The following is a 25,821-nucleotide window of genomic DNA, read 5'->3' on the forward strand; positions in this document are numbered from 1 at the left end:
AGATGACCAAGATCCAGACCATCCTCTTGGCGACCGACTTCTCGCAAGGGGCGGCGCGCGCCTGCGACATGGCCGCGACCCTGGCCCGGGCCCATGGCGCCTCGCTGATCCTGCTGCACGTGATCACCGAACTCGGCGATCGCCACGCCCGGCTCGTCTCCGCCGAGGTCATCGAACGGCTGAGCGCCGAGGTCGAACGCCATGCCGTCGAGGACATGCACGGCTTTCGCGAACGGCATTTCCAGGACCTGCCGGTCGTCACCGAGATCCTGATCGGGCGCGCCCACGCCGAGATCGTCCGCTACGCGCGACAGGTGCAGGCCGATCTGATCGTGATGGGCACCCACGGTCGGGCCGGTCTCGAAAAGATGCTGCTCGGGTCGACGGCGGAAAAGGTCATCCGCAGCTCGCCGATCCCGGTCCTGACCGTCCGGGAGTAGCCGTCGGCCGTCAGCCGGCCGAGGCGGTCGAGGGTGGGCCCCGGCCTGCCCGGCCAAGGGCTCGGAGCCCCATCCCGCACGACCGACCTCGGTGCCGCCGGGGCGCGTCATTAGATCCACCACCATGAGGAGATTGGCATGAATGAAGCGAAGCCCTTTCGATCCAGGGCCACCCTCGGCCGTCTGCTGACCGCTGTCGCGGTGGTCGCGTTGTTGGCCGTGCCGCTGCTCGGTTCGGCCCAGGTCCAGCGCCTGGCCTTCTCGGGAGGTCCCGACGGCGGCACCTTCCAGTTCTTCTCGAACGGTATCGCGACCTATCTGTCCCGCCACATGGAGGGCGTCGACGTCTCGAACATGGCCTCGGCCGGGTCGGTCGAGAATCTGCGCCGGGTCAACGCGCGCGATGCCGACTTCGGCATCGTCTACTCGGGCGATCTGTACCTTGGCGCAACCGGGCAGTTGACCAACGACACCAAGCGCTATCGCAACGTCCGCGCCCTGTCCTATCTCTATGGGGCGCCGGCCCATCTGGTGGTCCGGGCCGACTCGGACATCACCGAGGTACGGCAATTGGCCGACAAGCGCGTTGCGGTCGGCCCGGCCGGCTCGGGCGCGGCGGCCTCGGCGCAGCGCTTCTTCGAGAGTCTCGGCCTGTGGGATAAGATCCGCCCGCAGTTCATCGGCTACAACCAGGGCGCCTCGGCGCTCGGCGACCGTCAGATCGACGCCCTGTGGGTCTTCGCCGGCTTCCCGAACGCCTCGGTCATCCAGGCCGCGACCAGCAACCGGGTGCGGCTGCTCCAGGTCCATGCGGCCGCGCAACAGGGCACCCTATTCGACGATCATCCCTATTACACGAAGGTGACGATCCCGGCCGGGACCTATCCGGGCGTCGATTACGATGTCGAGACCATCGAGGATGGCGCCCTGTGGGTCGCCGGTCGCCATCTGGCGAAGGATCTGGTCGCGCAGGCCGTCGCCACCATCTACTCGGCCGACGGTCTGGCCTTCATGCGCTCGGTGTCCGAGGCGGCCAAGGCGATGACCATCGAGAACGCGTTGAACGGCATCGTCACGCCGGTCCATCGCGGCGCGCAAGGCTTCTGGGTCGAACAGGGCAAGACCCTGACCAAGGACCAGCGCTAGCCTCGCACGGCGGATCGCCCGATCGGGCATCCGCCCGACGCGCCGGTGGGCGAGCGCCGCGCTCGGCCGGCGCCGGCGGGTCTCAACCGGTGGCGCCGAGGCCCCCGGCGATCGCATTGACGCTCAAGAGCAGCGTCCGCAGCAGGGCGTCGGCCTCGCCGTTGCCCGCCGCCCCGGCCGCGCGCCAGCGCTGCAGCAGGCCGACCTGGTGGTGGTGCAGCGGCACCAAGGCCCGATGCCGCACCTCGAGGACGCGGTGGATGCGTGGCCGCGCCTCGGCGAGCGGCGCCCCGTAGAGGCGCTCGAGGACCTCCGCGGTGCGGGCATGTTCGTCGAGGATCTGCTGGAGCAGGCGCCCGCGCACCGCGTCATCGGGCACGAGCTCGGCGTAGAGGCGCATGATCTCGGGCGACGCCTGGGCCCAGGCGGTGGCGGCGTTACTCGCCATGTAGTGGAAGGGTGCCCACCGATCGCCGTCCCCGGCCTTCGCGCGCAGGAGTGCGTCGAAGGCCTCGGGGGCCTCGTCGACCAGGGTCTGAAGCGCCGTGCCGAGGCCGAACCATCCAGGCAGCACGAAGCGCGCCTGATTCCAGGCGAAGACCCAGGGGATGGCCCTGAGGTCCTGAAGCGTGCGCTGGCCCGTCCGCCGGGCGGGCCTGGAGCCGATGCGGCTCTGTTCGATGGCATCGATCGGCGTCGCGCACTCGAAGAAGGAGAGGAAGCCAGGCGCCTCGACGAGCGCGCGATAGGCGCGCAGACTCGTCTCGGCGAGCCGGTCCATGATCTCGGGCAGCGGGGCCGGGTCTTCCCCGCCGCGGCGATCGCGCAGCGTCCGCCCGAGCGTCCCCGCAAGCAGGAGCTCGAGGTGGTTTACGGCCGTGACGCGATTCGCGTACTTCTGGGCAATGATCTCGCCCTGCTCGGTGACCCGGAGGTCGCCCCCGAGGGTGCCGGGAGGAAGGGCGGCGAGGAAGCGATGGTTCGGTCCGGCGCCGCGGCCGATGGTACCGCCGCGGCCATGGAAGAAGCGGATGCGCACACGATGCCGCGCGCCGATATCGGCGAGCGCCCGTTGCGCCCGGTACAGCGCCCAGAAGCTCGCGGCGAAGCCGCCGTCCTTGCCGCTGTCGCTGTAGCCGATCATGACCTGCTGCACCGGCTCGCCGTCGTCGGCCTGCCGCTCCAGGGAGTGTCGGACGATGGGCTCCCGCAAGAAGGCATCGAGGATCTCGGGCGCGGCGCGCAGGTCCTCGATCGTCTCGAACAGAGGTACCACGGGTAACGGGCACCAGACCTGCGGGCCGTCGCGCCGAAGCAGCCCGGCGTCGCGCGCCAATACGAACACGGCGAACAGATCGGCGGCGCTGCGCGTCATGCTGACGATCAGCGCGCCGAGGCCGCCCGTGCCGTGCCGTTCGATCTCGGCGACGAGGACCCGGTAGCAGCCGAGGACTGCCGCCGCCTCGGGGCCGGTCTCGTCGCGCGGATGGGCGAAGGGCCGCACGACGGCGAGCTCCCGCGCGAGCAACTCGCGACGGCGCGGTTCTGCCCAGGATGGGAAGTCCGCGCCGCCCTTGATGCCCGCGAGCGTCAACAGCTGCGCGAGCGCCCGGTCGTGAAAGGCGCTGTTCTGGCGGATATCGACGCGCGCGAGGTGAAAGCCGAAGGTGCGCACGAGGCGCAGGACGGGATCGACATCCGTCTGCGCGAGGCGCTCGGCGCCGATCGCCTGGAGGCTGGCGCGCACCCGCAGCAGGTCGGCCTCGAGCTCGCCGGCCTGTCGATAGGCGCCCTTCGGCGCCTCGCCCTCGGCGGGCGGCAGGGCCGCGCGCAGGAGGTTGATGGCCTGGCGCCAGGGCTCTTCTTGGTTGCGCGCCAGCGCCTGGGCGCCGGCCTGGCCGAGCGCCGCGGCCTGGGTCGCGATCCAGCGGGCCAACTCCACCGGCGGCGTCTGGCGGTAGGCGGAGAGGCTGACGCGGGCGGCGAGATGGGTGAGTTCGTCGTCCAGCAATTCGAGGGCCGAGCGGCGGAAGGTCGCGAGCGTGGCCGCCGTGACCTCCGCGGTCACGAGCGGGTGTCCGTCGCGATCGCCGCCGACCCAGTCGCCGAACACGAGCCGCGGCCGGGCGAGGGGGTCGGCGAGCAGCGCGGGGTCGAGATTCGCTCGCCGCCAGGCCGCCTGCAGGCGCTCCTCCAACCAAGGCAGCACGGTCGGGAAGACCTGCCGGAGGTAGTGCAGCACATTGCGGAGCTCGTCGGCGACCGCCGGCTTCTCGAGGTAGACCTCGCCCGTGCGCCAGAGCCGTTCGATCCCAGCCGTCACCTTCGCCTCGAGCGCGGCACGCTCCGACGGCGTCCACATCGTATTCTCCAGATCGACCAGCAGTCGGTAGAGCGCCCGATGATGGTGCAGGACCGTCTCCCGCTTGGCCTCGGTCGGATGCGCGGTGAGGACGGGTTCGATGCGGAGCTCCCCCAGCGCCGCGGCGATCGCCGGGCCATCGAGGCCGTCGGCTTTGAGGCGCGCCAGATGCTGGTCCCAAGAGCCGGATTCCTGAACGAGCCCACCCGCGACCTCGCGCGCCCGCCGGCCCTGCGCGATGGCGTTCTCCTCGGCCTGATGCAGCAGCTGAAAGGCGATCGAGAAGGCCTGCAGGCAAGACTCCGCCTTGGCCTCCGGCCACGCGGCCGCGACCGCTCCGTCGCCCCAGCGCTCGCGCCAGGGCAGTGCGCGCGCGACCTCGTGCTCGCCCAGGCCTTCGAGGACGGTGGCGAACGAGCCCATCAGCAGCGTCAGGGTGGCATCGATCTTCGGGGCGTCGAGGCGACTGGCCATGGCTTTCCTCCCGACTGATGAAAGGCCCCCGGGTGAAGGACCGCGGAATCCGCCCCGGCGCCGGCTGGACCTTGCGACATGCTGCCTACGATCGTAAGAGCGGGTGCCCGAGGACACAACCAACGGACCGCGGCCTTGGTGGGGTCGCGTCGCCGGCTGTCGGGTTACGCCCCTGAGGGGCTAACCCGACCTACGGCCCGGCGCAGATCGGCACGGCCCGTAGGTCGGGTTAGGCGCGCCGGCACGACGTTCGGTGAGAAGGAACAGGCCGACGCGCGCCGTAACCCGACGGCGGCCTCATGAGATGGACAGAGGTAAGCCCGTCGGGTTAGGCGCGCCGGCACGACGTTCGCTGAGAAGGAACGGGCCGGCGTGCGCCGTGACCCGACATCGGCCTGGGGGTCAGGTTGCCGGCCGTCGGGTCACGCCCTGGGGGCTAACCCGACGGCGCTTGCGGGCGACCAACTCGCGCGTGGCGGCGAAGATCGCCCGCAGGCAGGCCCCTATCGACGCGAGGGTCGCAGGCCGCAGCGTGCGGTCTCGGGAATTGCGCAGTCTTGCACGACCGCCTCGGTGGCCATCGCCGTTGCGATGAGCGCTGTGCCCGGTGTCTCGATGGTGCCTGCCGGGCGCCGGGTCGCGGCGCCGGCAGGCCCATCCTGGTTGGCGTCTCGGCCCTTCTGCCCGCCTGGCGCGCGGCTAGCGTGCGTTGGACAGACCGAGTCGGTCCCAGAGCCTGAGCACGGGGCCGGCCTGGTTCATCGTGTAGAAGTGCAGGCCCGGGGCGCCGCCGGCGAGGAGCCGTTGGCAGAGGTCGGCGACGACCTCGTGGCCGAAGGCGCGCAGGCTCGCGAGATCGTCGCCGTAGCCCTCCAGGCGGCGGCGGATCCAGCGTGGGATCTCGGCACCGCAGGCGTCGGAGAAGCGGGCCAGTTGGGTGAAGTTGGTGATCGGCATGATGCCGGGCACGATCGGGATGTCGACGCCGCGCGCCCGACAGGCGTCGACGAAGGCGAAGTAGCCGTCGGTGTTGAAGAAGTATTGGGTGATCGCAGCGTCGGCGCCGGCCTCGACCTTGCGCACGAAGTTGTCGAGGTCGCGGGCGGCGCTGGTCGCCTGCGGGTGGACCTCGGGATAGGCGGCGACCTCGATGTGGAAGTGTGCGCCGTGCTCGGCGCGGATGAAGGCGACCAGTTCGTTGGCGTAGCGGAAGTCGCCGTTCGTCCCTCGGCCCATGCCCGAGGGCAGGTCGCCGCGCAGGGCGACGATCCGCCGGATGCCCTGGTCGCGGTAGCGCTGCAGGAGTTCGCCGACCTCGGCGCGGGTCGCGCCGATGCAGGTCAGGTGGGGGGCCGTGTCGAGGCCCTGCGCGCACAGCCAGTCGACGGTCTCGAAGGTGCCGGCGCGGGTGGAACCGCCGGCGCCGTAGGTGACCGAGATGTAGCGTGGCCCGACGGCGCGCAGGCGCTCGACCTGGTCCTTGAGCTTGGCCATGCCCTCGGGCGTCTTCGGCGGGAAGAGCTCGAAGCTGAATATCGGGGAAGGTTCTGTCATCGAAGGGGCCTCCAGCATCAACCGAACTGCCATGGCGAGCGCCGTCGTGGCGCGAGGTCGCCGGACGGCCGCAGGCCCGGGCACCGGGCGGCCCGTGACGGGCGCGCTCCGGTGTCCGGGTGGCCATCCCGGTGCCTCGGCCGCCGGCGGCGGTCGCGGTGGGTCCCCCCGCCGGCGTGCAGCCGGGCAGGGGGCGAGCGGGGTGCCGCTCGGTCAGTAGCGATAGTGCTCGGGCTTGTAGGGCCCCTCGACGGGCACGCCGATGTAGTCCGCCTGGTCCTGGGAGAGGCGCGTCATCTTGGCGCCGATCTTCCCCAGGTGCAGCCGGGCGACCTCTTCATCGAGCAGCTTCGGCAGCACGTAGACGCCGATCGGGTAGTCGTCGGTCCGGCAGAAGAGCTCCATCTGGGCCAGCACCTGGTTGGTGAAGCTCGCCGACATGACGAAGCTTGGGTGGCCGGTGGCGCAGCCGAGGTTCACGAGCCGGCCCTTGGCGAGCAGGATGATCCGTCGCCCGGACGGGAAGATCACGTGGTCGACCTGGGGCTTGATCTCCTCCCACTGGCAGACGCTCAGCCCCGCCACGTCGATCTCGTTGTCGAAGTGGCCGATGTTGCAGACGATGGCCTGGTCCTTCATCGCCGCCATGTGGTCGTAGGTGACGATGTCCTTGTTGCCGGTCGAGGTGACGAAGATGTCGGCGATCGGGGCCGCCTCTTCCATCGTGATGACCTTGAAGCCCTCCATGGCCGCCTGCAGGGCGCAGATCGGGTCGACCTCCGAGACCCAGACGGTCGCGCCCAGGCCGCGCAACGATTGGGCGCAGCCCTTGCCGACGTCGCCGTAGCCGCAGACCATCGCGATCTTGCCGGCGATCATGACGTCGGTGGCACGCTTGATGCCATCGACGAGCGACTCGCGGCAGCCGTAGAGGTTGTCGAACTTCGACTTGGTCACCGAGTCGTTGACGTTCATCGCCGGGAAGAGCAGGGTACCCTTCTTGGCCATCTCGTAGAGGCGATGCACGCCGGTCGTGGTCTCCTCGGTGACGCCCTTGATGTTGGCCGCGACCTGGTGCCAGTGCTGCGGGTTGCGGGCGAAGACGCGCCCGAGCAGGCGCAGGACCGCGGTCCATTCCTCGTTGTCGGCCGACGTGGGCTCCGGCACGCCGCCGGCCTTCTCGTACTCGACGCCCTTGTGCACGAGCAGGGTCGCGTCGCCGCCGTCGTCGAGGATCATGTTCGGGCCGGCGCCGTCGGGCCAGGACAGGGCCTGCTCGGTGCACCACCAATACTCTTCCAGCGTCTCGCCCTTCCAGGCGAAGACCGGGATCCCGGCGGCGGCGATGGCCGCGGCGGCGTGATCCTGGGTCGAGAAGATGTTGCAGGACGCCCAGCGGACCTCGGCGCCGAGCGCGGCCAGCGTCTCGATCAGGACCGCGGTCTGGATGGTCATGTGCAGGCTGCCGGTGACGCGCGCACCGGCGAGCGGCTTCTCGGCGCCGTACTTCTCGCGCAGGGCCATCAGGCCGGGCATCTCGGTCTCGGCGATGCGGATCTCGCGGCGGCCCCATTCGGCCAGGGACAGATCGGCGACCTTGTAGTCAGGTTGCTCACTCATGGTAGTCATCTCCGGTGATTATCTTGAGTGAGCGCCGTTGTGCGAATTGCGCCCCGTCTTCGAGCCTGGCGGGCCAGCGGCCCGTTGCAGCGCTCCTCGAAGTGGGGATCGAGCTGTGATCGGATGGTTCGAACGATATTGGCCCCTCGTCGCGTCAGAGGCCGGCGGCCTCGCGCAGGGCGTCGGCCTTGTCGGTGCGCTCCCAGGTGAGCTCGGGCTCGGTGCGGCCGAAGTGGCCGTAGGCGGCCGTCATCCGATAGATGGGCCGGATCAGGTCGAGCATGCGCACGATGCCATAGGGGCGCAGGTCGAAGTGCTCGCGCACCAGCCGCTCGATCTTCTCCTCGTCGATCTTCGCGGTGCCGAAGGTCTCGATCGAGATCGAGGTCGGCTCGGCGACGCCGATCGCGTAGGACACCTGGATCTCGCAACGCTCGGCCAGGCCGGCGGCGACGACGTTCTTCGCGACATAGCGCGCGGCATAGGCGGCCGAGCGGTCGACCTTCGTCGGATCCTTGCCCGAGAAGGCGCCGCCGCCGTGACGCGCCGCGCCGCCGTAGGTATCGACGATGATCTTGCGCCCGGTCAGGCCGCAGTCGCCGACGGGGCCGCCGATGATGAAGCTGCCGGTCGGGTTGATGTGGAACTTGGTGTCGCGGTGCACCCACTCGGCCGGGATCACCGGGCGGATGATGTGCTCCATCACGGCCTCGCGCAGGTCCGCATAGCCGATGTCCGGGTCATGCTGGGTCGACAGGACGATGGCGTCGGCGGCGACGACCTTGTTGTTCTCGTAACGGAAGCTGACCTGGCTCTTGGCGTCCGGACGCAGCCACGGCAGTTGGCCGTTCTTGCGCACCTCGGCCTGGCGCTTGACCAGACGGTGGGCGAAGGTGATCGCCGCCGGCATCAGCACGTCGGTCTCGTTGGTCGCATACCCGAACATCATGCCTTGGTCGCCGGCACCCTGTTCTTCGGGCAGGGCGCGGTCGACGCCCTGGGCGATGTTGGCCGACTGCTTGCCGATCAGCGACATGACGGCGCAGGTCGAGCCGTCGAAGCCGACCGCCGAGTTGTTGTAGCCGATGTCGTTGACGACGCCGCGCACGACCTGCTCGAAGTCGACGGTCGCGTTGGTCGTGATCTCGCCGGCGACGATGACGGCGCCGGTCTTGATCATGGTCTCGCAGGCGACGCGTGCCCGGGCCGGGTCGGCGTCCTGAGTCAGGATGGCGTCGAGGATGGCATCCGAGATCTGGTCGGCGACCTTGTCCGGATGGCCTTCCGAGACGGACTCCGAGGTGAAGATGAAGTTTTTCGACATAGTTGAGGGATCACTCCGCAACTCGTTTGACGACTGATCGCGACCCGGTTGGTAGGTCCGGGCGGGATCGGCGAATGGCGCATGTCCGGGTGCCTTGAGGGTCCGAGGTGCCCGGCCTGAAGGGTCGTCGGACGACGACCCTCCAGGGCCCCTGGTGAAGTCCCGCGCGCCGATGGGGACGCCGTGATCGACGGCGCCTTCCGCGGGACGGGCTGGCCGACCATTGTGGCATCGATGCTAACCCTCTGTAAAACGGGCCGTGCCGACGGGGGTGCCCGGCGTCGGCCTGCGGTGCGCTCGCCGTCGGGGCTCGCGACGGGCCGCTTGGTCGGGTCTGCCGAGGCCTGGGGCGCGGTGTGCGCGGCGCCGCCCTCGATGCCGGTCTTGTGTGCGAAATAGGGGCGCGTTGTCAGCGGCTTGGGTCATTGGATTTCGGTCCGATTGGGGTAACATGGCCGCGATCCATGGGGCGCCGACCGGGCGCTCGGCGTCCCTCGGCGCCAGCGCCGCGATGGGCCCTGCGAGTAACCTTGTCAGGAGCGAAGCCGATGGTCTCACTGCAAACCCCCGTCTGCGATTTCGGCCAGCCGGCACCGGACTTCGCGTTGCCCGGCGTCGACGGCCGCGTCTGGACCCGCGATCAGTGCCGGGGCGAGAAGGGGCTGCTGGTCATGTTCATCTGCAACCATTGCCCGTACGTCAAGGCGGTGCGCGACCGCATCGTGCGCGACGCCCGCGAGCTGGCCGCGCTGGGCATCGGCTCGGTGGCGATCATGGCCAACGACCCGAGCGACTACCCGGAGGACTCGTTCGAGAACATGCAGCGCGTCGCCGCCGAGTGCGGCTTCCCGTTTCCGTATCTGCTCGACGAGACCCAGGCCGTCGCGAAGGCCTTCGGGGCCGTCTGCACCCCGGACTTCTTCGGCTACGACGCCGGGCTCGGACTCCAGTACCGCGGGCGCCTGGATGCGAGCCGCAAGGAGGCCGCCCCGCCGGATGCGCGCCGCGACCTGTTCGAGGCGATGCGCGAGGTCGCCGCGACCGGGCGCGGCCCGCGCGAGCAGATCCCGAGCATGGGCTGCTCGATCAAGTGGCGCGGCGAGGGCGACTGATCGCGGACCGCCGGGGCGCGATGGCCGGCGCGGTGGCGGCTTCGTTGCCCGGCGCCTACTCAATGGTCAACATATGCGAGTCCTATAAATCTTATTTTCTGGTACCATAAAGCCAGTCTTTTTGGCTGTCGCCACTCGGTTGGGCAAGAATAGCGGCCTTGTCGCGCCTTCCCTCGTCGGCTCCGATCGGGGTTGGAGGGGTCGGAGCGGGTCGTCGCCGTCGGTTCCTTCGATCGACCGCCCGGCCGTCTCCGCCGTTCGCCCACCATGGCTCGAATACCGGCCGCCCGGGGTCGCGAGCGACCTCGGCACGTGGCACGCTTGATTCATCCCTAACAGAAATAGTACGAGGAGGGGCCAATGTCCTCACGCAGAGAACTTGCCAACGCCATCCGTGCCCTCAGCATGGATGCGGTCCAGAAGGCCAACTCCGGCCACCCGGGCGCGCCGATGGGCATGGCGGACATCGCCGAGGTGCTGTGGAACGATTTCCTCAAGCACAACCCGGCCAACCCGAAGTGGCCGGACCGCGATCGCTTCGTGCTGTCCAACGGCCATGGCTCGATGCTGCTCTATTCGCTGCTGCATCTGAGCGGCTACGACCTGGGTATCGAGGACCTGATGCAGTTCCGCCAGCTGCACTCGAGGACCCCCGGTCACCCCGAGTACGGCTACGCCCCGGGTGTCGAGACCACCACCGGCCCGCTCGGCCAGGGCATCACCAATGCCGTCGGCATGGCGATCGCCGAGAAGGCCCTGGCGGCCCGGTTCAACCGCCCCGGCCACGCCATCATCGATCATCACACCTATTGCTTCCTCGGTGACGGCTGCCTGATGGAGGGCGTCTCGCACGAGGCCTGCTCGCTCGCCGGGGCGCTCGGGCTGGGCAAGCTGATCGCGATCTACGACGACAACAACATCTCGATCGACGGCGAGGTCCGCGGCCACGGTGGAGTCCCGGGCTGGTTCCTCGACGACACCCCGAAGCGCTTCGAGGCCTACGGCTGGCACGTGATCCCGCGGGTCGACGGCCATGATCCCGAGGCGGTCAAGGCCGCGATCGAGGAGGCCCGCGGCGTCACCGACCGGCCGACGCTGATCTGCTGTCAGACCATCATCGGCTGGGGTTCGCCGAACAAGCAGGGCAAGGAGGAGTGCCATGGTGCCGCCCTCGGCGACGACGAGGTCGCCTTGACCCGCCAGGCGATCGGCTGGAGTCATCCGCCCTTCGAGATCCCGGGCCACGTCTACGACGGCTGGAGCGCCAAGGCCAGCGGTGCCCAGGCCGAGGCCGCGTGGAACGAGCGCTTCGCCGCCTACGCCCAGGCCCACCCGGAGCTCGCCGCCGAGCTGAAGCGCCGCCTGGCCGGGGAGTTGCCGGCCGATTGGCAGGCGCAGGCCCAGGCCTTCATCGACTCGGTCGTCGAGAAGGGCGAGACGATCGCCTCGCGTAAGGCGTCGCAGAACGCACTGAACGGCTTCGGTCCGCTGCTGCCGGAACTGATGGGCGGTTCCGCCGACCTGGCCGGCTCGAACCTGACCATCTGGAAGGGCTGCCAGGGCGTCGGCAAGGGCGACGAGGGCGGCAACTACATCTACTACGGCGTGCGCGAGTTCGGCATGTCGGCGATCATGAACGGCATCGCGCTGCACGGTGGCTTCGTGCCCTACGGCGCGACCTTCCTGATGTTCTCCGAGTACGCGCGCAACGCCCTGCGCATGGCGGCGCTGATGCGGGTGCCCTCGATCTTCGTCTACACCCACGATTCGATCGGCCTCGGCGAGGACGGCCCGACGCACCAGCCCGTCGAGCAGATCCCGACCCTGCGCATGATCCCGAACATGAGCGTCTGGCGCCCGTGCGACGCGGTCGAGTCGGCCGTCAGTTGGAAGCTCGCGATCGAGCGGCGCGGCGGGCCGAGCTGCCTGATCTTCTCGCGTCAGAACCTGCCGCACGTCCCGCGCAGCCCCGAGCAGGTCGCGGCGATCGCCCGTGGCGGTTACGTCCTGCGCGACTGCGCCGGCACCCCGGAGGCGATCCTCATCGCCACCGGCTCCGAGGTGGATCTGGCGCTCAAGGCCGCCGAGGCCCTGTCCGGGCGGCGCATCCGGGTCGTCTCGATGCCCTCGACCGACACCTTCGATGCCCAGGACGAGCACTACCGCGAGGCCGTATTGCCGACGGCCGTGACGGCGCGGGTCGCCGTCGAGGCGGCGGTCACCGACGGCTGGTGGAAGTACGTCGGCCGCCGCGGCGCGGTCGTCGGCATCGACCGCTTCGGCGAGTCGGCCCCGGCCGGCCAGCTCTTCAAGGAGTTCGGCTTCACCGTCGACAATGTCGTCGCCGCGGTGAAGGGCGTCCTCTGACGGAATCGTCGGGGCGCGCGCGGCCGCGCCCCACCCGCCAAATCCCTACCCTGCAATCAGGAGCTACGAGAAGATGACGATCAAAGTTGGCATCAATGGGTTCGGCCGCATCGGCCGTATGGCCTTCCGGGCGATCTCCAAGGAGTTTCCGAACATCGAGGTCGTCGCGATCAACGACCTGTTGGATCCCGACTACCTCGCCTACATGCTGAAGTACGACTCGGTGCACGGCAATTTCGCCGGTGACATCGCCGTCGACGGCAACGCCATGATCGTCGATGGCAAGCGGATCCGCCTCACCGCCGAGAAGGACCCGGCCAATCTCAAGTGGGGCGATGTCGGTGTCGACGTCGTGCTGGAGTGCACCGGCTTCTTCCTGACCACCGAGTCCTGCGAGGCGCATCTCGCCGCCGGGGCCAAGAAGGTCGTGCAGTCCGCCCCGTCGAAGGACACGACGCCGATGTTCGTCTACGGCGTCAACCACAAGACCTATGCCGGCCAGGCCATCATCTCGGCCGCCTCGTGCACGACCAATTGCCTGGCGCCGGTGACCAAGGTCCTGAACGACAACTGGGGCGTCAAGCGCGGCCTGATGACCACGGTCCACGCCGCCACGGCGACGCAGAAGACCGTCGACGGCCCGTCGAAGAAGGATTGGCGCGGTGGCCGCGGGATCCTGGAGAACATCATCCCGTCCTCGACCGGCGCCGCCAAGGCCGTCGGCAAGGTCCTGCCCGAGCTCAACGGCAAGCTGACCGGCATGGCCTTCCGCGTGCCGACCTCGGACGTCTCGGTCGTCGACCTGACCGTCGAGCTCAACAAGGAGGCCTCCTACGAGGCGATCTGCGCGGCGATGAAGGCCGCCTCCGAGTCCGGCGACCTGGCCGGGGTCCTCGCCTACACGGAGGACAAGGTCGTGGCGACCGACTTCCGCGGCCGCAACACGCCGTCGATCTTCGACGCCGAGGCCGGCATCGCGCTCGATCCGACCTTCGTCAAGGTCGTGGCCTGGTACGACAACGAGTACGGCTACACCTGCAACATGCTGCGCATGCTGGAGCACGTCGCCTGAGGCGATCCCGCCGGGCGGTCCGGGCGCGCGGCGCGGCACCCGACGGGGTGCCGCGGCCGGCGGCGCCCGGGCCCGCCGAGCGATGCGGAAAGCCCACCGGCTTTCCAGATCGCTTCACCCTTGAAGGAGAGCAGACAGCCGCCAGCCGCCAGCCTATCGCCCGTTCCTAAGGACTTTTCGCTCGTTCGCTCTTCACCGAAGGGTGAGTCGCGGATTGGGGCAGAATATCGCTAAAGCGCTGATTGGCCTGCGCTGGCGGCTGGAAGCCGGAAGCTGACTGCGCCCTTCAGGCCACCAGATAACGAAACCATAGACGAGGATCCCATCGATGTCCTTCATCAAGCTCACCGATCTCGATCTCGCCGGCAAACGCGTGCTGATCCGCTCGGATCTCAACGTACCGGTCAAGGACGGCAAGGTCACCTCGGATGCCCGCATCACCGCCTCGCTGGCGACCTTCGAGCACTGCCTGAAGGCCGGCGCCAAGGTCCTGGTCATGTCCCACCTCGGGCGTCCTGAGGAGGGCGTCTACTCCGAGGCCGACTCGCTCGCCCCGGTCGCCGCCGATCTCGCCGCCAAGCTCGGCAAGCCGGTGCGCCTGATCAAGGACTATCTGGACCAGGTCCCCGAGGTCGCCGATGGCGAATTGGTGCTGCTGGAGAACGTGCGCTTCAACAAGGGCGAGAAGAAGGACGACGAGGCGCTGTCCAAGCGCTACGCGGCCCTCTGCGACGTCTTCGTCATGGACGCCTTCGGCACCGCCCACCGCGCCCAGGCCTCGACCCACGGGGTCGGCAAGTTGGCCCCGGTCGCCTGTGCCGGTCTGCTGCTCGCCCAAGAGCTCGAGGCGCTGAAGAAGGCCCTGGCCAGCCCGGCCCGGCCGATGGTCGCGATCGTCGGCGGCTCCAAGGTCTCGACCAAGCTCACGGTCCTCGAGGCCCTCTCGGAGAAGGTCGACCAGCTGGTCGTCGGCGGCGGCATCGCCAATACCTTCCTCAAGGCCGCCGGCCACAACGTCGGCAAGTCGCTGTGCGAGGGCGACCTGGTGCCGACCGCCAAGGCCCTGATGGAGAAGATGGCGGCGCGCGGCGCGAACATCCCGATCGCGGTCGACGTGGTCGTCGGCAAGCGCTTCGATGCCGAGGAGCCGGCCGTCCTCAAGGGCGCCGACGCCGTCGCCGACGACGACATGATCTTCGACATCGGACCCAAGTCCGCCCAGGAGCTCGCCGACATCATCGCCAAGGCCGGGACCATCGTCTGGAATGGCCCGGTCGGGGTCTTCGAGTTCGACCAGTTCGGCGAGGGCACCAAGACCGTGTCGCTGGCGATCGCCGAGGCCCCCGGCTTCAGCCTGGCCGGCGGCGGCGATACGATCGCCGCGATCCAGAAGTACGGCATCTACGATCGAGTCTCCTACATCTCGACCGCCGGCGGGGCCTTCCTCGAGTACCTCGAGGGCAAGACCCTGCCTGCCGTCGCGATGCTCGAGGCCCGGGCCAAGAACTGAGGTGACCGCGGCTAGAGGCTGTCCCATGCCAAGAAGAACCAAGATCGTAGCCACCCTGGGGCCGGCGACCGATGACGCGCGCGTCATCGATGCCCTGATCGCCGCCGGGGTCGATGTGGTCCGGCTCAACCTGTCCCACGATGGCCACGCGCGCCACCGCCAGCGCGCCGAGCAGGTGCGCGAGCGGGCCGCTGCGCTCGGGCGCGACGTCGGCCTGTTGCTCGACCTGCAAGGGCCGAAGATCCGCATCGGGCGCTTCCGCGCCGGGGCGATCGAGCTCGATACGGGGGCGCCGTTCGCGATCGACGCCGACTGCGCCCTCGACGACGGCGACGAGGCCCGCGTCGGTACCACCTACCCGGCCATCATCGACGACCTGCGCCCCGGCGACCGGCTGCTGCTCGATGACGGGGCGATCGAGCTGGAGGTCGAGGCGCTCGCCGGTCGGGCCGCCCACTGCCGCGTCCTGATCGGCGGGCAACTGTCGAACAACAAGGGCATCAACAAGAAGGGTGGCGGCCTCTCGGCCCCGGCGCTGACCGACAAGGACAAGGCCGACATCGCCTTCGCCGGCGAGATCCAGGCCGACTATCTGGCCGTCTCCTTCGTGCGCCATGCCGACGATGTGCGCGAGGCGCGGGCGCTGTTCACCGAGGCCGGCGGCTTCGGCGGCATCGTCGCCAAGATCGAGCGCGCCGAGGCCCTCGCCGACATCGATGCCATCATCGGCGCCTCGGATGCGGTGATGATCGCCCGCGGGGACCTCGGCGTCGAGATCGGCGACGCCGAACTGCCGGCGGTGCAGAAGGAGTTGATCCGCCGCGCGCGCGAACTCAACTGCGTCGTCATCACGGCGACCCAGATGATGCAGTCGATGATCGAGCATCCGTATCCGACCCGGGCCGAGGTCTTCGACGTCGCCAATGCCGTCCTCGATGGGACCGACGCCGTGATGCTCTCGGCGGAGACCTCGATCGGGCGTTACCCGGCCAAGGTCGTCGCGGCGATGCACCGCATCTGCGAGGAGGCCGAGAAGCAGCGCAGCGCGCGGCGCTCGACGCACCGCATCGACTCGGTCTTCGGCCGCGTCGACGAGGCCATCGCGATGGCCACCATGTACACCGCGAACCACCTCGGCGTGAAGGCGATCGCGGCCCTGACCGAGACCGGCTCGACGGTCAAATGGATGTCGCGCATCAGCTCGGGCATCCCCATCTACGCCCCGACGCGGCATGTCGCGACGCGCCGCAAGGTGACGCTCTTTCGCGGCGTCTATCCGGTATCCTTCGACGTGTCGAGCGCCGACATCCACGAGGTCAATCGCGATGTCGTCGAGGTGTTGCTGAGCCAAGGCATCGTGCGCGATGGCGACCTGGTGATCATCACCAAGGGCGACCGATCGGGCGTCGAGGGTCAGACCAACATCATGAAGGTCATGCGCGTCGGCGAGCACCGGCTTCCGACCGACGATTAGGGCCGATGCAGAGACAACCGATACGAGCACGCGGAAGACAAGAAACTACGAAATGCGCGAAAGTCGCGAAAAAACGGCAGATTCTCCCGCGTATATTCTGCCTTTTCGTGTGTTTCGGTGCTTAGAAGAAGATGCGCCGGTTGTTTTGAATCGCCACTTTAGGACCGAGCATCCCGGCGGACGGTCCGGGCCCGTTCGCCCGGCTGCCGCCGGCGGCCTTCACCCCATTCCCAACCAGCAGAAAACCGAGGAGATTCCACCATGGCACTGATTTCACTGCGACAGATGCTCGATCACGCGGCCGAACACGGCTACGGCGTGCCGGCCTTCAACGTCAACAATCTGGAGCAGATGCGCGCCATCATGGAGGCGGCGGATCAGACCGACTCGCCGGTCATCGTCCAGGCCTCGGCCGGGGCGCGCAAGTACGCCGGCGCCCCCTTTCTGCGCCACCTGATCCTGGCCGCGATCGAGGAGTGGCCGCACATCCCGGTCTGCATGCACCAGGACCACGGCACCTCGGCGGCCGTCTGCCAGCGTTCGATCCAGCTCGGCTTCAGCTCCGTGATGATGGACGGCTCGCTCGGCGAGGACGGCAAGACCCCAACCTCCTACGAATACAATGTCGAGGTCACGCGCCGCGTCGTCGAGATGTCCCACGCCTGCGGCGTCTCGGTCGAGGGTGAGCTCGGCTGCCTCGGGTCGCTCGAGACCGGCCAGGCCGGCGAGGAAGACGGCATCGGCGCCGAGGGCACGCTCGACCACAGCCAACTCCTCACCGATCCCAACGAGGCGGCCGACTTCGTGAAGAAGACCGGGGTCGATGCCCTGGCGATCGCGATCGGCACCTCGCACGGCGCCTACAAGTTCACCCGTCCGCCGACGGGCGACATCCTGGCCATCGAGCGCATCAAGGAGATCCACACCCGCATCCCGACCGTGCACCTGGTCATGCACGGCTCCTCCTCGGTGCCGCAGGAGTGGCTGAAGATCATCAACGAGTACGGCGGTGACATGGGCGAGACCTACGGCGTGCCGGTCGAGGAGATCGTCGAGGGCATCAAGCACGGCGTGCGCAAGGTCAACATCGACACCGATCTGCGCATGGCCTCGACCGGGGCGATCCGCAAGCACCTGCACGACAATCGCTCGAACTTCGATCCGCGCAAGTACTTCGAGGCCGCCACCAAGGCGATGAAGGAGATCTGCGTGGCGCGCTACGAGGCCTTCGGGACGGCCGGCAACGCCTCGAAGATCCGCCCGCTGAGCCTCGAGGCGATGACCTCCCGCTACGAGAAGGGCGAGCTCGAACCGAAGGTCAACTGATCGACCCGCGCGGTCGCCGCATCAAGGGACGCCTCGGCGTCCCTTGTCGCTTCGTCGGAGGCCCTCGCGGGGACCTGTCGCGGTGCGCGATGGGCGCGGCGCGACAAATCGCCTAGACTTCGCTCTGCGCCGGTACGCTACGAGTGCGGGCGATTCCGTCAAGCTGTCATTCGCGCTGGGTGAGCCGCGCTAGAGAGAGGGTGAGCGAGCGATGAGCCAAGTGGACAAAACGAACGTATTGCGCGCCTCGGTGTTGGGTACCGAGCTCGACGAGTCCGAGGCGCAGGTCCTCGCCGAGCGGATGGGGGTGCTCGAGGTCAAGGGCGACGAACTGCTGGTCGACGAGGGCGAGGAGCAGCGCACGCTGTTTCTCCTCGCCGCCGGACGGCTCTGCGTCTGCAAGACCGTCGGCGGGGTCGAGCGGCGCGTCTATCAGATGCGCCCGGGCGAGTGCGCCGGCACGCGCGCCTTCATCGACGGTTCGATGCGCAAGGCCGGCCTGCGTGCCGTCGGCGATTGCACGGTGCTGACGCTCGAGCCGGAGGATTTCGAGGCCCTGATCGAGAGCCACCCGCGTCTCGTCTACAAGGTCATGCGGGCGATCTTCCGCATCACGCATGCGAACCTCATGCGCGTCAACATGGAGAGTTCGGAACTCAGGAACTACGTCGTCAGGAACGGTGGGCGCTATTGAGGGGCTCGGTACGCGGTGCGGACCCGATCCGTGGCCGCCCGTTCGATCGCGCCTGAAGCGATTCGAGGAGGTATGGCATGTCTGAGCGACTCGAGGTGAGGTTTCCCGGCGGCAAGCGTATCGATGTCGAGGTCGGTGGCTTCGTGATCCACACCGATCAGGGCGCCAAGGCCGGCGGCGCGGGGTCGGCTCCGGAGCCCTTCGCGCTCTTCCTGGCGTCGCTGGCCGCCTGCTCCGGCATCTATGCGCTGAACTTCTGCGAGAGCCGCAAACTGCCGACCGACGGCTTGGGACTCGCGATGGACTGGTCGCGCGAGCCCGGCGCGGCCCAGGCCAACGCCACCCTGCGGCTGCGCCTCCCGCACGGCTTCCCCGACCGCTATCGCGACAGCATCGTGCGCGCGATGGACCTCTGCGCGGTCAAGAAGCACATCATCGACCCGCCGCACTTCGAGATCCTGATCGAGGACTGAGCAGGGCCGCACGACGACCCGCCACGTCCCGTCGCGCCCCTTGGCGTACGCACCGCGCACCATCCCCCCTTCGGATTCCGCCGAGCCGGGTGCCGCCGTCGGCTATCGCTGGCGCGACCTCCTCGGGATGATCCTGGAGCACCGCCGCGAACTCGCGTTCGCGAACCTGGTCGCGTTGCTCGCGGCCCTGGTCGCGGTGCCGGTCCCGCTCCTGATGCCGATCCTCGTCGACGAGGTGCTGCTCGAGCGCCCGGGCGTCGCCGTGGCCGTCATCGACGGCCTCGCCCCGGCGGCCTGGCACGGACCGCTCCTCTATGTCGGCGCGGTGTTGGCGGTCTCGGTCCTGCTGCGCCTGATGGCGGTGGCCCTCGGGGTCGTGCAGAGTCGGCAGTTCACGATCATCTCCAAGGACATCATCTTCCGGCTGCGGCACGACCTGCTGCGGCGGCTCGAGCGGGTCTCGATGGCCGAGTACGAGACCCTCGGCAGCGGCACCGTCGCCTCGCACCTGGTCACGGACCTCGACGCGATCGACGCCTTCGTCGGCAGCGCCGTCGCCAAGCTCATCGTCGCCGCCCTCAGTATCGCCGGGACGGCCGCCGTGCTCCTCTGGATGCACTGGCAGCTCGGGCTCTTCATCCTGCTCCTCAACCCCCTCGTCGTCTACGTGACAGTGGTCTTCGGGCGGCGCGTGAAGGAGATGAAACGGCGCGAGAACGGCGCCTACGAGGCCTTTCAGCAGAGCCTCGCCGAGACGCTGGAGGCGATCCAGCAGATCCGCGCCGGCAACCGCGAGCGCTTCTACATCGGTCGCAGCATCGCCGGGGCCGATGCGATCCGCCGTTGGTCCTGCGCCTTCGCCTGGAAGAACGACGCCGCCGGGCGCCTGTCGTTCGTGGTCTTCCTGGTCGGCTTCGACCTGTTCCGGGCCGTGAGCATGTTGATGGTGGTCTTCTCGGACCTCTCGATCGGCGAGATGCTGGCGGTCTTCGCCTATCTCTGGTTCATGATGGCACCGGTGCAGGACGTGTTGAACGTCCAGTACGCCTATCAGGCCGCCGATGCCGCGCTGCATCGCATCAATCGCCTGTTTCGGTTGCGGCTGGAGCCCCGCTGGCCGCACCGGCGCGATCCGTTCACCGCTCGGCGCGGCGTCGGCGTCGCGCTCGAGGCGGTCAGCTTCGCCTACGGCGATGGTCCGCCGGTGCTCGATCGAGTCTCGCTCGCGATCGCCCCCGGCGAGAAGGTCGCCCTGGTCGGGGCGAGCGGGGCCGGCAAGACGACCCTCGTCCAGGTCGTGCTGGGGCTCTATGCGCCGAGTTCGGGGCGGATCCTCTTCGATGGCGTGCCGATCGAGGAGATCGGCATGGACGTGGTGCGCGACCATGTGGCCACCGTGCTCCAGCATCCGGCGCTGTTCAACGACACGGTGCGGATGAACCTGACGCTGGGTCGCGAGATGCCCGAGGCGCGCCTCTGGGAGGCGCTGCGGGTGGCGCAGCTCGGGGCCGTCGTGCGCGGCCTCGACGCGGGGCTCGAGACGGTCGTCGGGCGTGGCGGCATCCGCCTCTCCGGTGGCCAGCGCCAGCGCCTGGCGGTCGCGCGGATGGTCCTGGCCGATCCGCAGGCCGTGATCCTGGACGAGGCGACCTCGGCCCTCGACAGCGAGACCGAGGCGCGCCTGCACGAGGCCCTGGAGCGGTTCCTGGTCGGGCGCACGACCTTGATCATCGCCCACCGCCTGAGCGCCGTGCGCCGCGCCGACCGGGTACTGGTGCTCGAACGCGGGCGCATCGTCGAGCAGGGCCGCCACGAGGACTTGATCGATGGCGAGGGGCTGTATGCGGCCCTCTATGCGCGGCAGATCGGGTAGTGGCCGGCCGGGACCTTTGATCCTAGAAACGGCAGTTGACCGCTTCGCGATCGATTCAAGTCGTTGAAATCTTATCGAATACTTGCGCGACGCAGGTTCGCCAGCGAGGTGAGGGGCGCTACGACCCCCGAGGCACGCCCCGCGCGGCGCCCGGCGGTGTTACAACTCGTTGCAATAGCGCAGCCATTGCGCCCCCTCGTGCCTTGCCGGACACCCCGCGGGACGCACCTCAGAGGCCGTCCAACTGCCGCTTCTAGTGTTGATAGCCATCTCGGGTACGCACCGCGTACCATCTGCCCTTCGGGGGCGATCGGGTACGGCAGGGACCTGGCCCCGGAATCGGTCCTCGGGCATCGATCCCGGGGTCGGGCGGCGGGCGCTCGGTGCGTGGTGCGCACCCGGCGCCGGTGCGGGCGTGCGGATCTGGTACGGCGGGGGGTGATGCGATGGTTGATACGGGCATGGCGGTGACCGCCACCTTCGTCGTCTATCTGGCCATGATGCTCGGCATCGGCGCCTGGGCCTACCGGCGCACCAGCGACTCCTCGGGCTACTTCCTCGGCGGGCGCAGCCTCGGGCCTTGGCCGGCGGCGCTCTCGGCCGGGGCCTCGGACATGAGCGGTTGGCTGATGCTCGGCCTGCCGGGCTTCGCCTTCACCTCGGGGCTCGGGTCCCTGTGGCTCGCCGGCGGGTTGCTCGCCGGGACCTGGCTCAACTGGCGCCTGGTCGCGCGGCGCCTGCGGACCTTCAGCTACCTCGCCGACGACGCGCTGACGATCCCCGAGTACTTCGCCAACCGTTTCGGCGACCGCGGCCACTGGCTCCAGGGCCTCTCGGCCGTCTTCATCCTGCTCTTCTTCCTCTTCTACACGAGTGCCGGCCTGGTCGCCGGCGGCAAGCTCTTCGAGACCGTCTTCGGCTTGAACTACGAGGTCGCCGTCGTCGTCGGGGCGCTCTGCGTCGTCTCCTACACCCTCTTCGGCGGCTTTCTGGCCGTCTCCTGGACCGATCTGGTGCAGGGGCTGCTGATGGCGGCGGCCCTGCTCGTCGTGCCGATCATCGCGATCCAGGGGACCGGCGGCGTCGATGCGTTGCTCGCGACGCTCGGGCAGGACCATCCGGCGCTGCTCTCGCCATGGGTCGACGGGGCGGGCGAGCCGTTGACGCTGATCGCGATCGTGTCGCTGGCGGCCTGGGGGCTCGGCTATTTCGGTCAGCCGCACATCCTGGCGCGCTTCGCCGGCATCCGCAGCGGTGCCGACGTGCCGCTCGCGCGGCGCATCGCCGTCGGTTGGTCGGCGGCGACGATGGGCGGCGCGATCCTGGTCGGGCTCGCCGGCGTCGCCTATGTCGACGCCAACCTCGGCGGCCAGCTCGCCGATGCCGAGACCATCTTCATGGTCCTCGTCCATGCCCTGACCCACCCGGTCGTCGCCGGCATCCTGCTCGCGGCGATCCTCGCGGCGATCATGTCGACGGCCGACTCCCAGCTCCTCGTCTCGTCCTCGGCCCTCGCCGAGGACCTCTATCGCCAGCTCGCGCGCCCCGCCGCCAGGCAGCGCGAGATCGTCGCGGTCGGACGGGGGGCGGTGGTCCTCCTGGCCGTCGTCGCCACCTGGCTCGCCTTCGATCCGGACAGCTCGGTCCTCGGGCTGGTCGGCTATGCCTGGGCCGGTTTCGGCGCCGCGTTCGGTCCGGTCCTCCTGCTGTCGCTCTACTGGCGGCGGATGAATCGGACCGGGGCGCTCGCCGGGGTCCTCGTCGGCGGCCTGACCGTGGTCGCCTGGAAGCCGCTCGAGGGCGGCCTGTTCGATCTCTACGAGATCGTCCCGGGGATCCTCTTCGCGACCCTGGCCATCGTCATCGCGAGCCTCGTCACGGCGCCGCCGCCGCGGGCCGTGCGCGAGGGGTTCGAGCGCTGCCGCGCGGGACTCTGAGTGCGCGCGGCCGGCGCCACGCGCTACCCGCAGTCGCCGATCCAGCCGCAGGCGCGGCAGCGCTTGCAGCCCTCCACGCGCACGACGGCCAGCGCCCCGCACTCGGGGCAGCGGGCGCCGATCCCCGCGGCGCCGATCTCCGGCGGCGGGGCGCGTTGGATCGGCGGGGCGACGACGCCGAGCGGGCTCACCGGGCGGCCGTCCTCGTCGAGCAGGCCGAGGGTGTGGTAACGGTGGGTCATCAGCGCGGCCAGGTAGGCGACCGTCGAGGGGTAGCGCCGCTGGCGCCGGCTGCCGGGCGCCGGGGCCAGGAAATCGCCCTGCGGTTCCTCGAAGTTCAGCAGCTTGCGCAGCTTGCGGGCGATCCAGGCGGTGTCGACGACGCGCATGTCGTAGGACAGCGACTTGCACAGCCCGTCGAGGACCCGCGGGTACTCGCCCGAGAGCCACACCGAGTAGGGGCGGCGCTGGCCGTCGGGTAGCACCAGCTCCTTCAGAAACAGCACGCAGTCGTCACCGGTCGCCGGGTTCTCGATGTCGACGGTCCAGGATAGGGTGCCGTCCGGTCCGGTCTTGGGCTCCTTCGGCGAGATCAGGGCATCCTTGACCGGGCTCGCCTCGTGGGCGTCGAAGGCCCCCAGGGCCTGGCAGCGGTAGTGGACGATCCGGGCGAAGGCGCTGACGATGCTCGGCACCTGGACCGGTTCGCCGTCGGGCGGCATCGCCAGCGCGAAGGCGTCGTCGCCGCTGGTGCGCATCAGGGCCGTGAGCTTGAGCTTCAGCCAGGCGCGGTCGCTCGAGTACATGTCGTGCGAGAGGTTCTTGGCCAGGGCCGCGAGGCCGCGCGGCGGCTCGCCGGTCACCCAGACCTCGAAGGGGTAGGGGGCGTCGTTCTCGATGTGGCCGACGAAGACGGCGAACTTGGCCCCGCCGGGGTGACGCACGAGGAAGGTCCAGGCCGGATTGCCGGCGACCAGTCGCGGGCGCGAGGGCCAGCGCACGCTGTTGAGCGTGAACTCCGGCAGGCGTTCCAGGCGCACGCGCCGGTCGGGGTCGGACTGCACCAGGTCCTCGACGGTGCCCTCCGGCAGGTCGGCGCTCGGCTTGGCCGCCGCGAGGATCGACCCGGTGATGGGGTTGGGGCGGAAGGTCGCGAGCGACTTGGCGCCGGCGCGCCAGGCCTCGAGGTAGATGTCCTCGAAGTCCTCGAACGGATAATCGGTCGGAATATTGACGGTCTTGGAGATGGCCGCGTCGACGTAGGGCTGCAAGGCGGCGACCATCAGGGCATGGTCGCGCGCCGGGATCTCCAGCGCCGAGACGAAGCTGGAGGGCAGCTGGGCGGCCACCTCGGCCGGCGCCCGCGAGGCCAGGCCGTGTCGGGCGCGGTAGCGGCGGAAGGCCTGGTCCTCGACCAGGTGGACGTCCCAGCCGCCGTTCGCCGTGCGGATGCGCCGCTCGTAGTACCAGCTGAACGGCGGCTCGATGCCGTTGGAGGCGTTGTCGGCGAAGGCCAGCGAGATGGTCCCGGTCGGGGCGATCGAGAGCAGGTGGGAGTTGCGGATGCCGTGGGCGCGGATCGCCTCGCGGATGTCGTCGGGCAGGCGCATCGCGAAGCCCGAGGCCAGGTAGCCCTCGGCGTCGAAGAGCGGGAAGGGGCCGCGTTCCTGGGCGAGCGCGATGCTCGCCCGATAGGCGGCATCGCGCATCGTGCGGGCGATCGCCGCCGCGAGTTCGCGGGCCTCCGCACTGTCGTAGCGCAGCCCGAGCAGGATCAGGGCGTCGCCGAGGCCGAGCATGCCCAGCCCGACGCGGCGCTTGGCCTGGGCCTCGGCCGCCTGTTCCGGGATCGGCCAGGGGGTGGCGTCCAGGACATCGTCGAGCATCCGCACGCCGATCGCGACGAGCTGGCGCAACCCCTCCCAGTCGAGCTGGGCCTCGTCGGTGAAGGGGTCCTCGACCAGCCTCGTGAGGTCGATGCTCGCCAGGCAGCAGCAGCCGTACGGCGGTAGCGGCTCCTCGGCGCACGGATTGGTCGCGGCGATGGATTCGCAGTAGGCGAGGTTGTTGTCGGCGTTGACCCGGTCGACGAAGAAGACCCCGGGCTCGCCGTGGTCGTAGGTCGAGGCCATGATCGCGTCCCACAGCGCGCGGGCGGGCAGGGTGCGGTAGACCCAGAGGCCGTCGTCGCGCTGGTAGGCGCCGAGCTCGGCGACCAGGGCCGGGGTCGGCGCGCGGCGGTGCACGAGCGCGAAGTCGCGGTCGGCGAGGACGGCCTCGATCAGCGCATCGGTGACGGCCACCGAGAGGTTGAAGTTGGTCAGCTCGCCGGCCTCGTCCTTGGCCTGGATGAATTCGAGGATGTCGGGGTGGTCGCAGCGTAGGATCGCCATCTGGGCGCCGCGCCGTGCCCCGGCCGAGATCACGGTCGCGCAGGAGCGATCGAAGACCCGCATGTAGCTGATCGGCCCGGAGGCCTCGGCGCCGGTGCCGCCGACCAGGGCGCCGCGCGGGCGCAACGGCGAGAAGTCGTAGCCGACGCCGCCGCCCAGGCGCATCGTCTCGGTCGCCTGCTGGAGGGCCAGATAGATGCCCGGGACCCCCTCGGCATCGTAGCCCGAGACGCTGTCGCCGATCGGCTGGACGAAGCAGTTGATCCAGGTCGAGCGCTGGGTCGTGCCGGCCGCGGCATTGATTCGCCCGGCCATGACCAGACCTTGCCCCTGGGCGGCGAGGAAGCGCGGTGCCCAGCGCTGGGGCTCGGCCTCGACGGCGGCTAGCGCCTCGGCGACGCGGCGTCGTACCGCCGCGACCGAGTCCTCGCCCCCCCGGCAATACTTTTCGATCAGGACCTTGGTGGAGATGGTCTGTGGTGATTCCTCGCTCATCCGTCGTCCCTCTTCGCCATGCTGTATTCCGGGATCGCGCGCGGTCGGTTCGGTCGCTCGATGCGCCCTTGCGGCGGGGGCCGGGGTCCGTCGGACAGCCGGCGGCGCGCCCAACCGCCGGTCGATGGCGTGCGGTGTCGACGCGCGCCGGCGGGTCGCCCCGCCGCTTGGGCTC

Annotated in this window: 17 protein-coding genes and 1 riboswitch; of the genes, 12 read left to right on the forward strand and 5 right to left on the reverse strand. The window is 69.4% G+C overall.

What is annotated here, in order from left to right:
- The first annotated feature begins 2 nt into the window (after positions 1 to 2).
- Positions 3 to 440, forward strand: coding sequence for a universal stress protein (locus CKO41_RS07925; RefSeq protein ID WP_200250130.1), 438 nt, complete (start codon positions 3 to 5; stop codon positions 438 to 440).
- Between the two features lie 138 nt (positions 441 to 578).
- A complete protein-coding gene (locus CKO41_RS07930; protein WP_200250129.1) occupies positions 579 to 1,586 on the forward strand; it encodes a TAXI family TRAP transporter solute-binding subunit in 1,008 nt (335 codons plus the stop codon).
- Between the two features lie 82 nt (positions 1,587 to 1,668).
- Here CKO41_RS07930 and CKO41_RS07935 read toward each other — a convergent pair whose 3' ends face one another.
- From CKO41_RS07935 to metK, 4 genes are all read right to left on the reverse strand, one after another.
- Positions 1,669 to 4,422, reverse strand: a complete 2,754-nt coding sequence (locus CKO41_RS07935; protein ID WP_200381764.1) for a phosphoenolpyruvate carboxylase — start codon at positions 4,420 to 4,422, stop codon at positions 1,669 to 1,671.
- A gap of 699 nt (positions 4,423 to 5,121) precedes the next feature.
- The gene (gene metF, locus CKO41_RS07940) at positions 5,122 to 5,976 is read right to left on the reverse strand and encodes a methylenetetrahydrofolate reductase [NAD(P)H] (protein ID WP_200250125.1); all 855 of its coding nucleotides are present in this window, start codon (positions 5,974 to 5,976) and stop codon (positions 5,122 to 5,124) included.
- Between the two features lie 213 nt (positions 5,977 to 6,189).
- On the reverse strand, positions 6,190 to 7,596 hold the full coding sequence (gene ahcY, locus CKO41_RS07945) for an adenosylhomocysteinase (RefSeq protein ID WP_200250124.1): 1,407 nt from the start codon (positions 7,594 to 7,596) through the stop codon (positions 6,190 to 6,192).
- A 22-nt stretch (positions 7,597 to 7,618) separates the two neighbouring features.
- Positions 7,619 to 7,700, reverse strand: a riboswitch (S-adenosyl-L-homocysteine riboswitch).
- Between the two features lie 50 nt (positions 7,701 to 7,750).
- On the reverse strand, positions 7,751 to 8,920 hold the full coding sequence (metK, locus tag CKO41_RS07950) for a methionine adenosyltransferase (RefSeq protein WP_200250123.1): 1,170 nt from the start codon (positions 8,918 to 8,920) through the stop codon (positions 7,751 to 7,753).
- A gap of 548 nt (positions 8,921 to 9,468) precedes the next feature.
- Here metK and CKO41_RS07955 point away from each other — a divergent pair.
- The 10 genes from CKO41_RS07955 (at position 9,469) to putP (ending at position 22,758) form a co-directional block, all read left to right on the forward strand.
- Complete coding sequence (locus CKO41_RS07955; RefSeq protein WP_200381765.1) at positions 9,469 to 10,032, forward strand: thioredoxin family protein; 564 nt, start codon at positions 9,469 to 9,471, stop codon at positions 10,030 to 10,032.
- A 360-nt stretch (positions 10,033 to 10,392) separates the two neighbouring features.
- Entirely contained in the window at positions 10,393 to 12,399 is a 2,007-nt protein-coding gene (gene tkt / locus CKO41_RS07960; protein ID WP_200381766.1) for a transketolase, read from the forward strand.
- 73 nt (positions 12,400 to 12,472) lie between these two features.
- Positions 12,473 to 13,471, forward strand: a complete 999-nt coding sequence (gene gap / locus CKO41_RS07965; RefSeq protein WP_200250118.1) for a type I glyceraldehyde-3-phosphate dehydrogenase — start codon at positions 12,473 to 12,475, stop codon at positions 13,469 to 13,471.
- Between the two features lie 328 nt (positions 13,472 to 13,799).
- Positions 13,800 to 14,981, forward strand: coding sequence for a phosphoglycerate kinase (locus CKO41_RS07970; protein WP_200250117.1), 1,182 nt, complete (start codon positions 13,800 to 13,802; stop codon positions 14,979 to 14,981).
- A gap of 25 nt (positions 14,982 to 15,006) precedes the next feature.
- Positions 15,007 to 16,455, forward strand: a complete 1,449-nt coding sequence (gene pyk, locus CKO41_RS07975) for a pyruvate kinase (protein ID WP_200381767.1) — start codon at positions 15,007 to 15,009, stop codon at positions 16,453 to 16,455.
- A 261-nt stretch (positions 16,456 to 16,716) separates the two neighbouring features.
- Complete coding sequence (gene fba / locus CKO41_RS07980) at positions 16,717 to 17,781, forward strand: class II fructose-bisphosphate aldolase (protein WP_200250113.1); 1,065 nt, start codon at positions 16,717 to 16,719, stop codon at positions 17,779 to 17,781.
- A 211-nt stretch (positions 17,782 to 17,992) separates the two neighbouring features.
- A complete protein-coding gene (locus CKO41_RS07985; protein WP_200250112.1) occupies positions 17,993 to 18,475 on the forward strand; it encodes a Crp/Fnr family transcriptional regulator in 483 nt (160 codons plus the stop codon).
- Between the two features lie 77 nt (positions 18,476 to 18,552).
- The gene (locus CKO41_RS07990) at positions 18,553 to 18,948 is read left to right on the forward strand and encodes an OsmC family protein (protein WP_200250111.1); all 396 of its coding nucleotides are present in this window, start codon (positions 18,553 to 18,555) and stop codon (positions 18,946 to 18,948) included.
- Between the two features lie 40 nt (positions 18,949 to 18,988).
- Positions 18,989 to 20,821, forward strand: coding sequence for an ABC transporter ATP-binding protein (locus CKO41_RS07995; RefSeq protein ID WP_242464101.1), 1,833 nt, complete (start codon positions 18,989 to 18,991; stop codon positions 20,819 to 20,821).
- 461 nt (positions 20,822 to 21,282) lie between these two features.
- Entirely contained in the window at positions 21,283 to 22,758 is a 1,476-nt protein-coding gene (gene putP / locus CKO41_RS08000; protein WP_242464102.1) for a sodium/proline symporter PutP, read from the forward strand.
- A 23-nt stretch (positions 22,759 to 22,781) separates the two neighbouring features.
- On the opposite strand, the gene CKO41_RS08005 is transcribed toward putP, so the two are convergent.
- A complete protein-coding gene (locus CKO41_RS08005; protein WP_200381768.1) occupies positions 22,782 to 25,646 on the reverse strand; it encodes an adenosylcobalamin-dependent ribonucleoside-diphosphate reductase in 2,865 nt (954 codons plus the stop codon).
- Positions 25,647 to 25,821: the final 175 nt, after the last annotated feature.

The organism is Thiococcus pfennigii, from assembly GCF_016583835.1.
GTDB classification, from domain to species: domain Bacteria; phylum Pseudomonadota; class Gammaproteobacteria; order Chromatiales; family Chromatiaceae; genus Thiococcus; species Thiococcus pfennigii.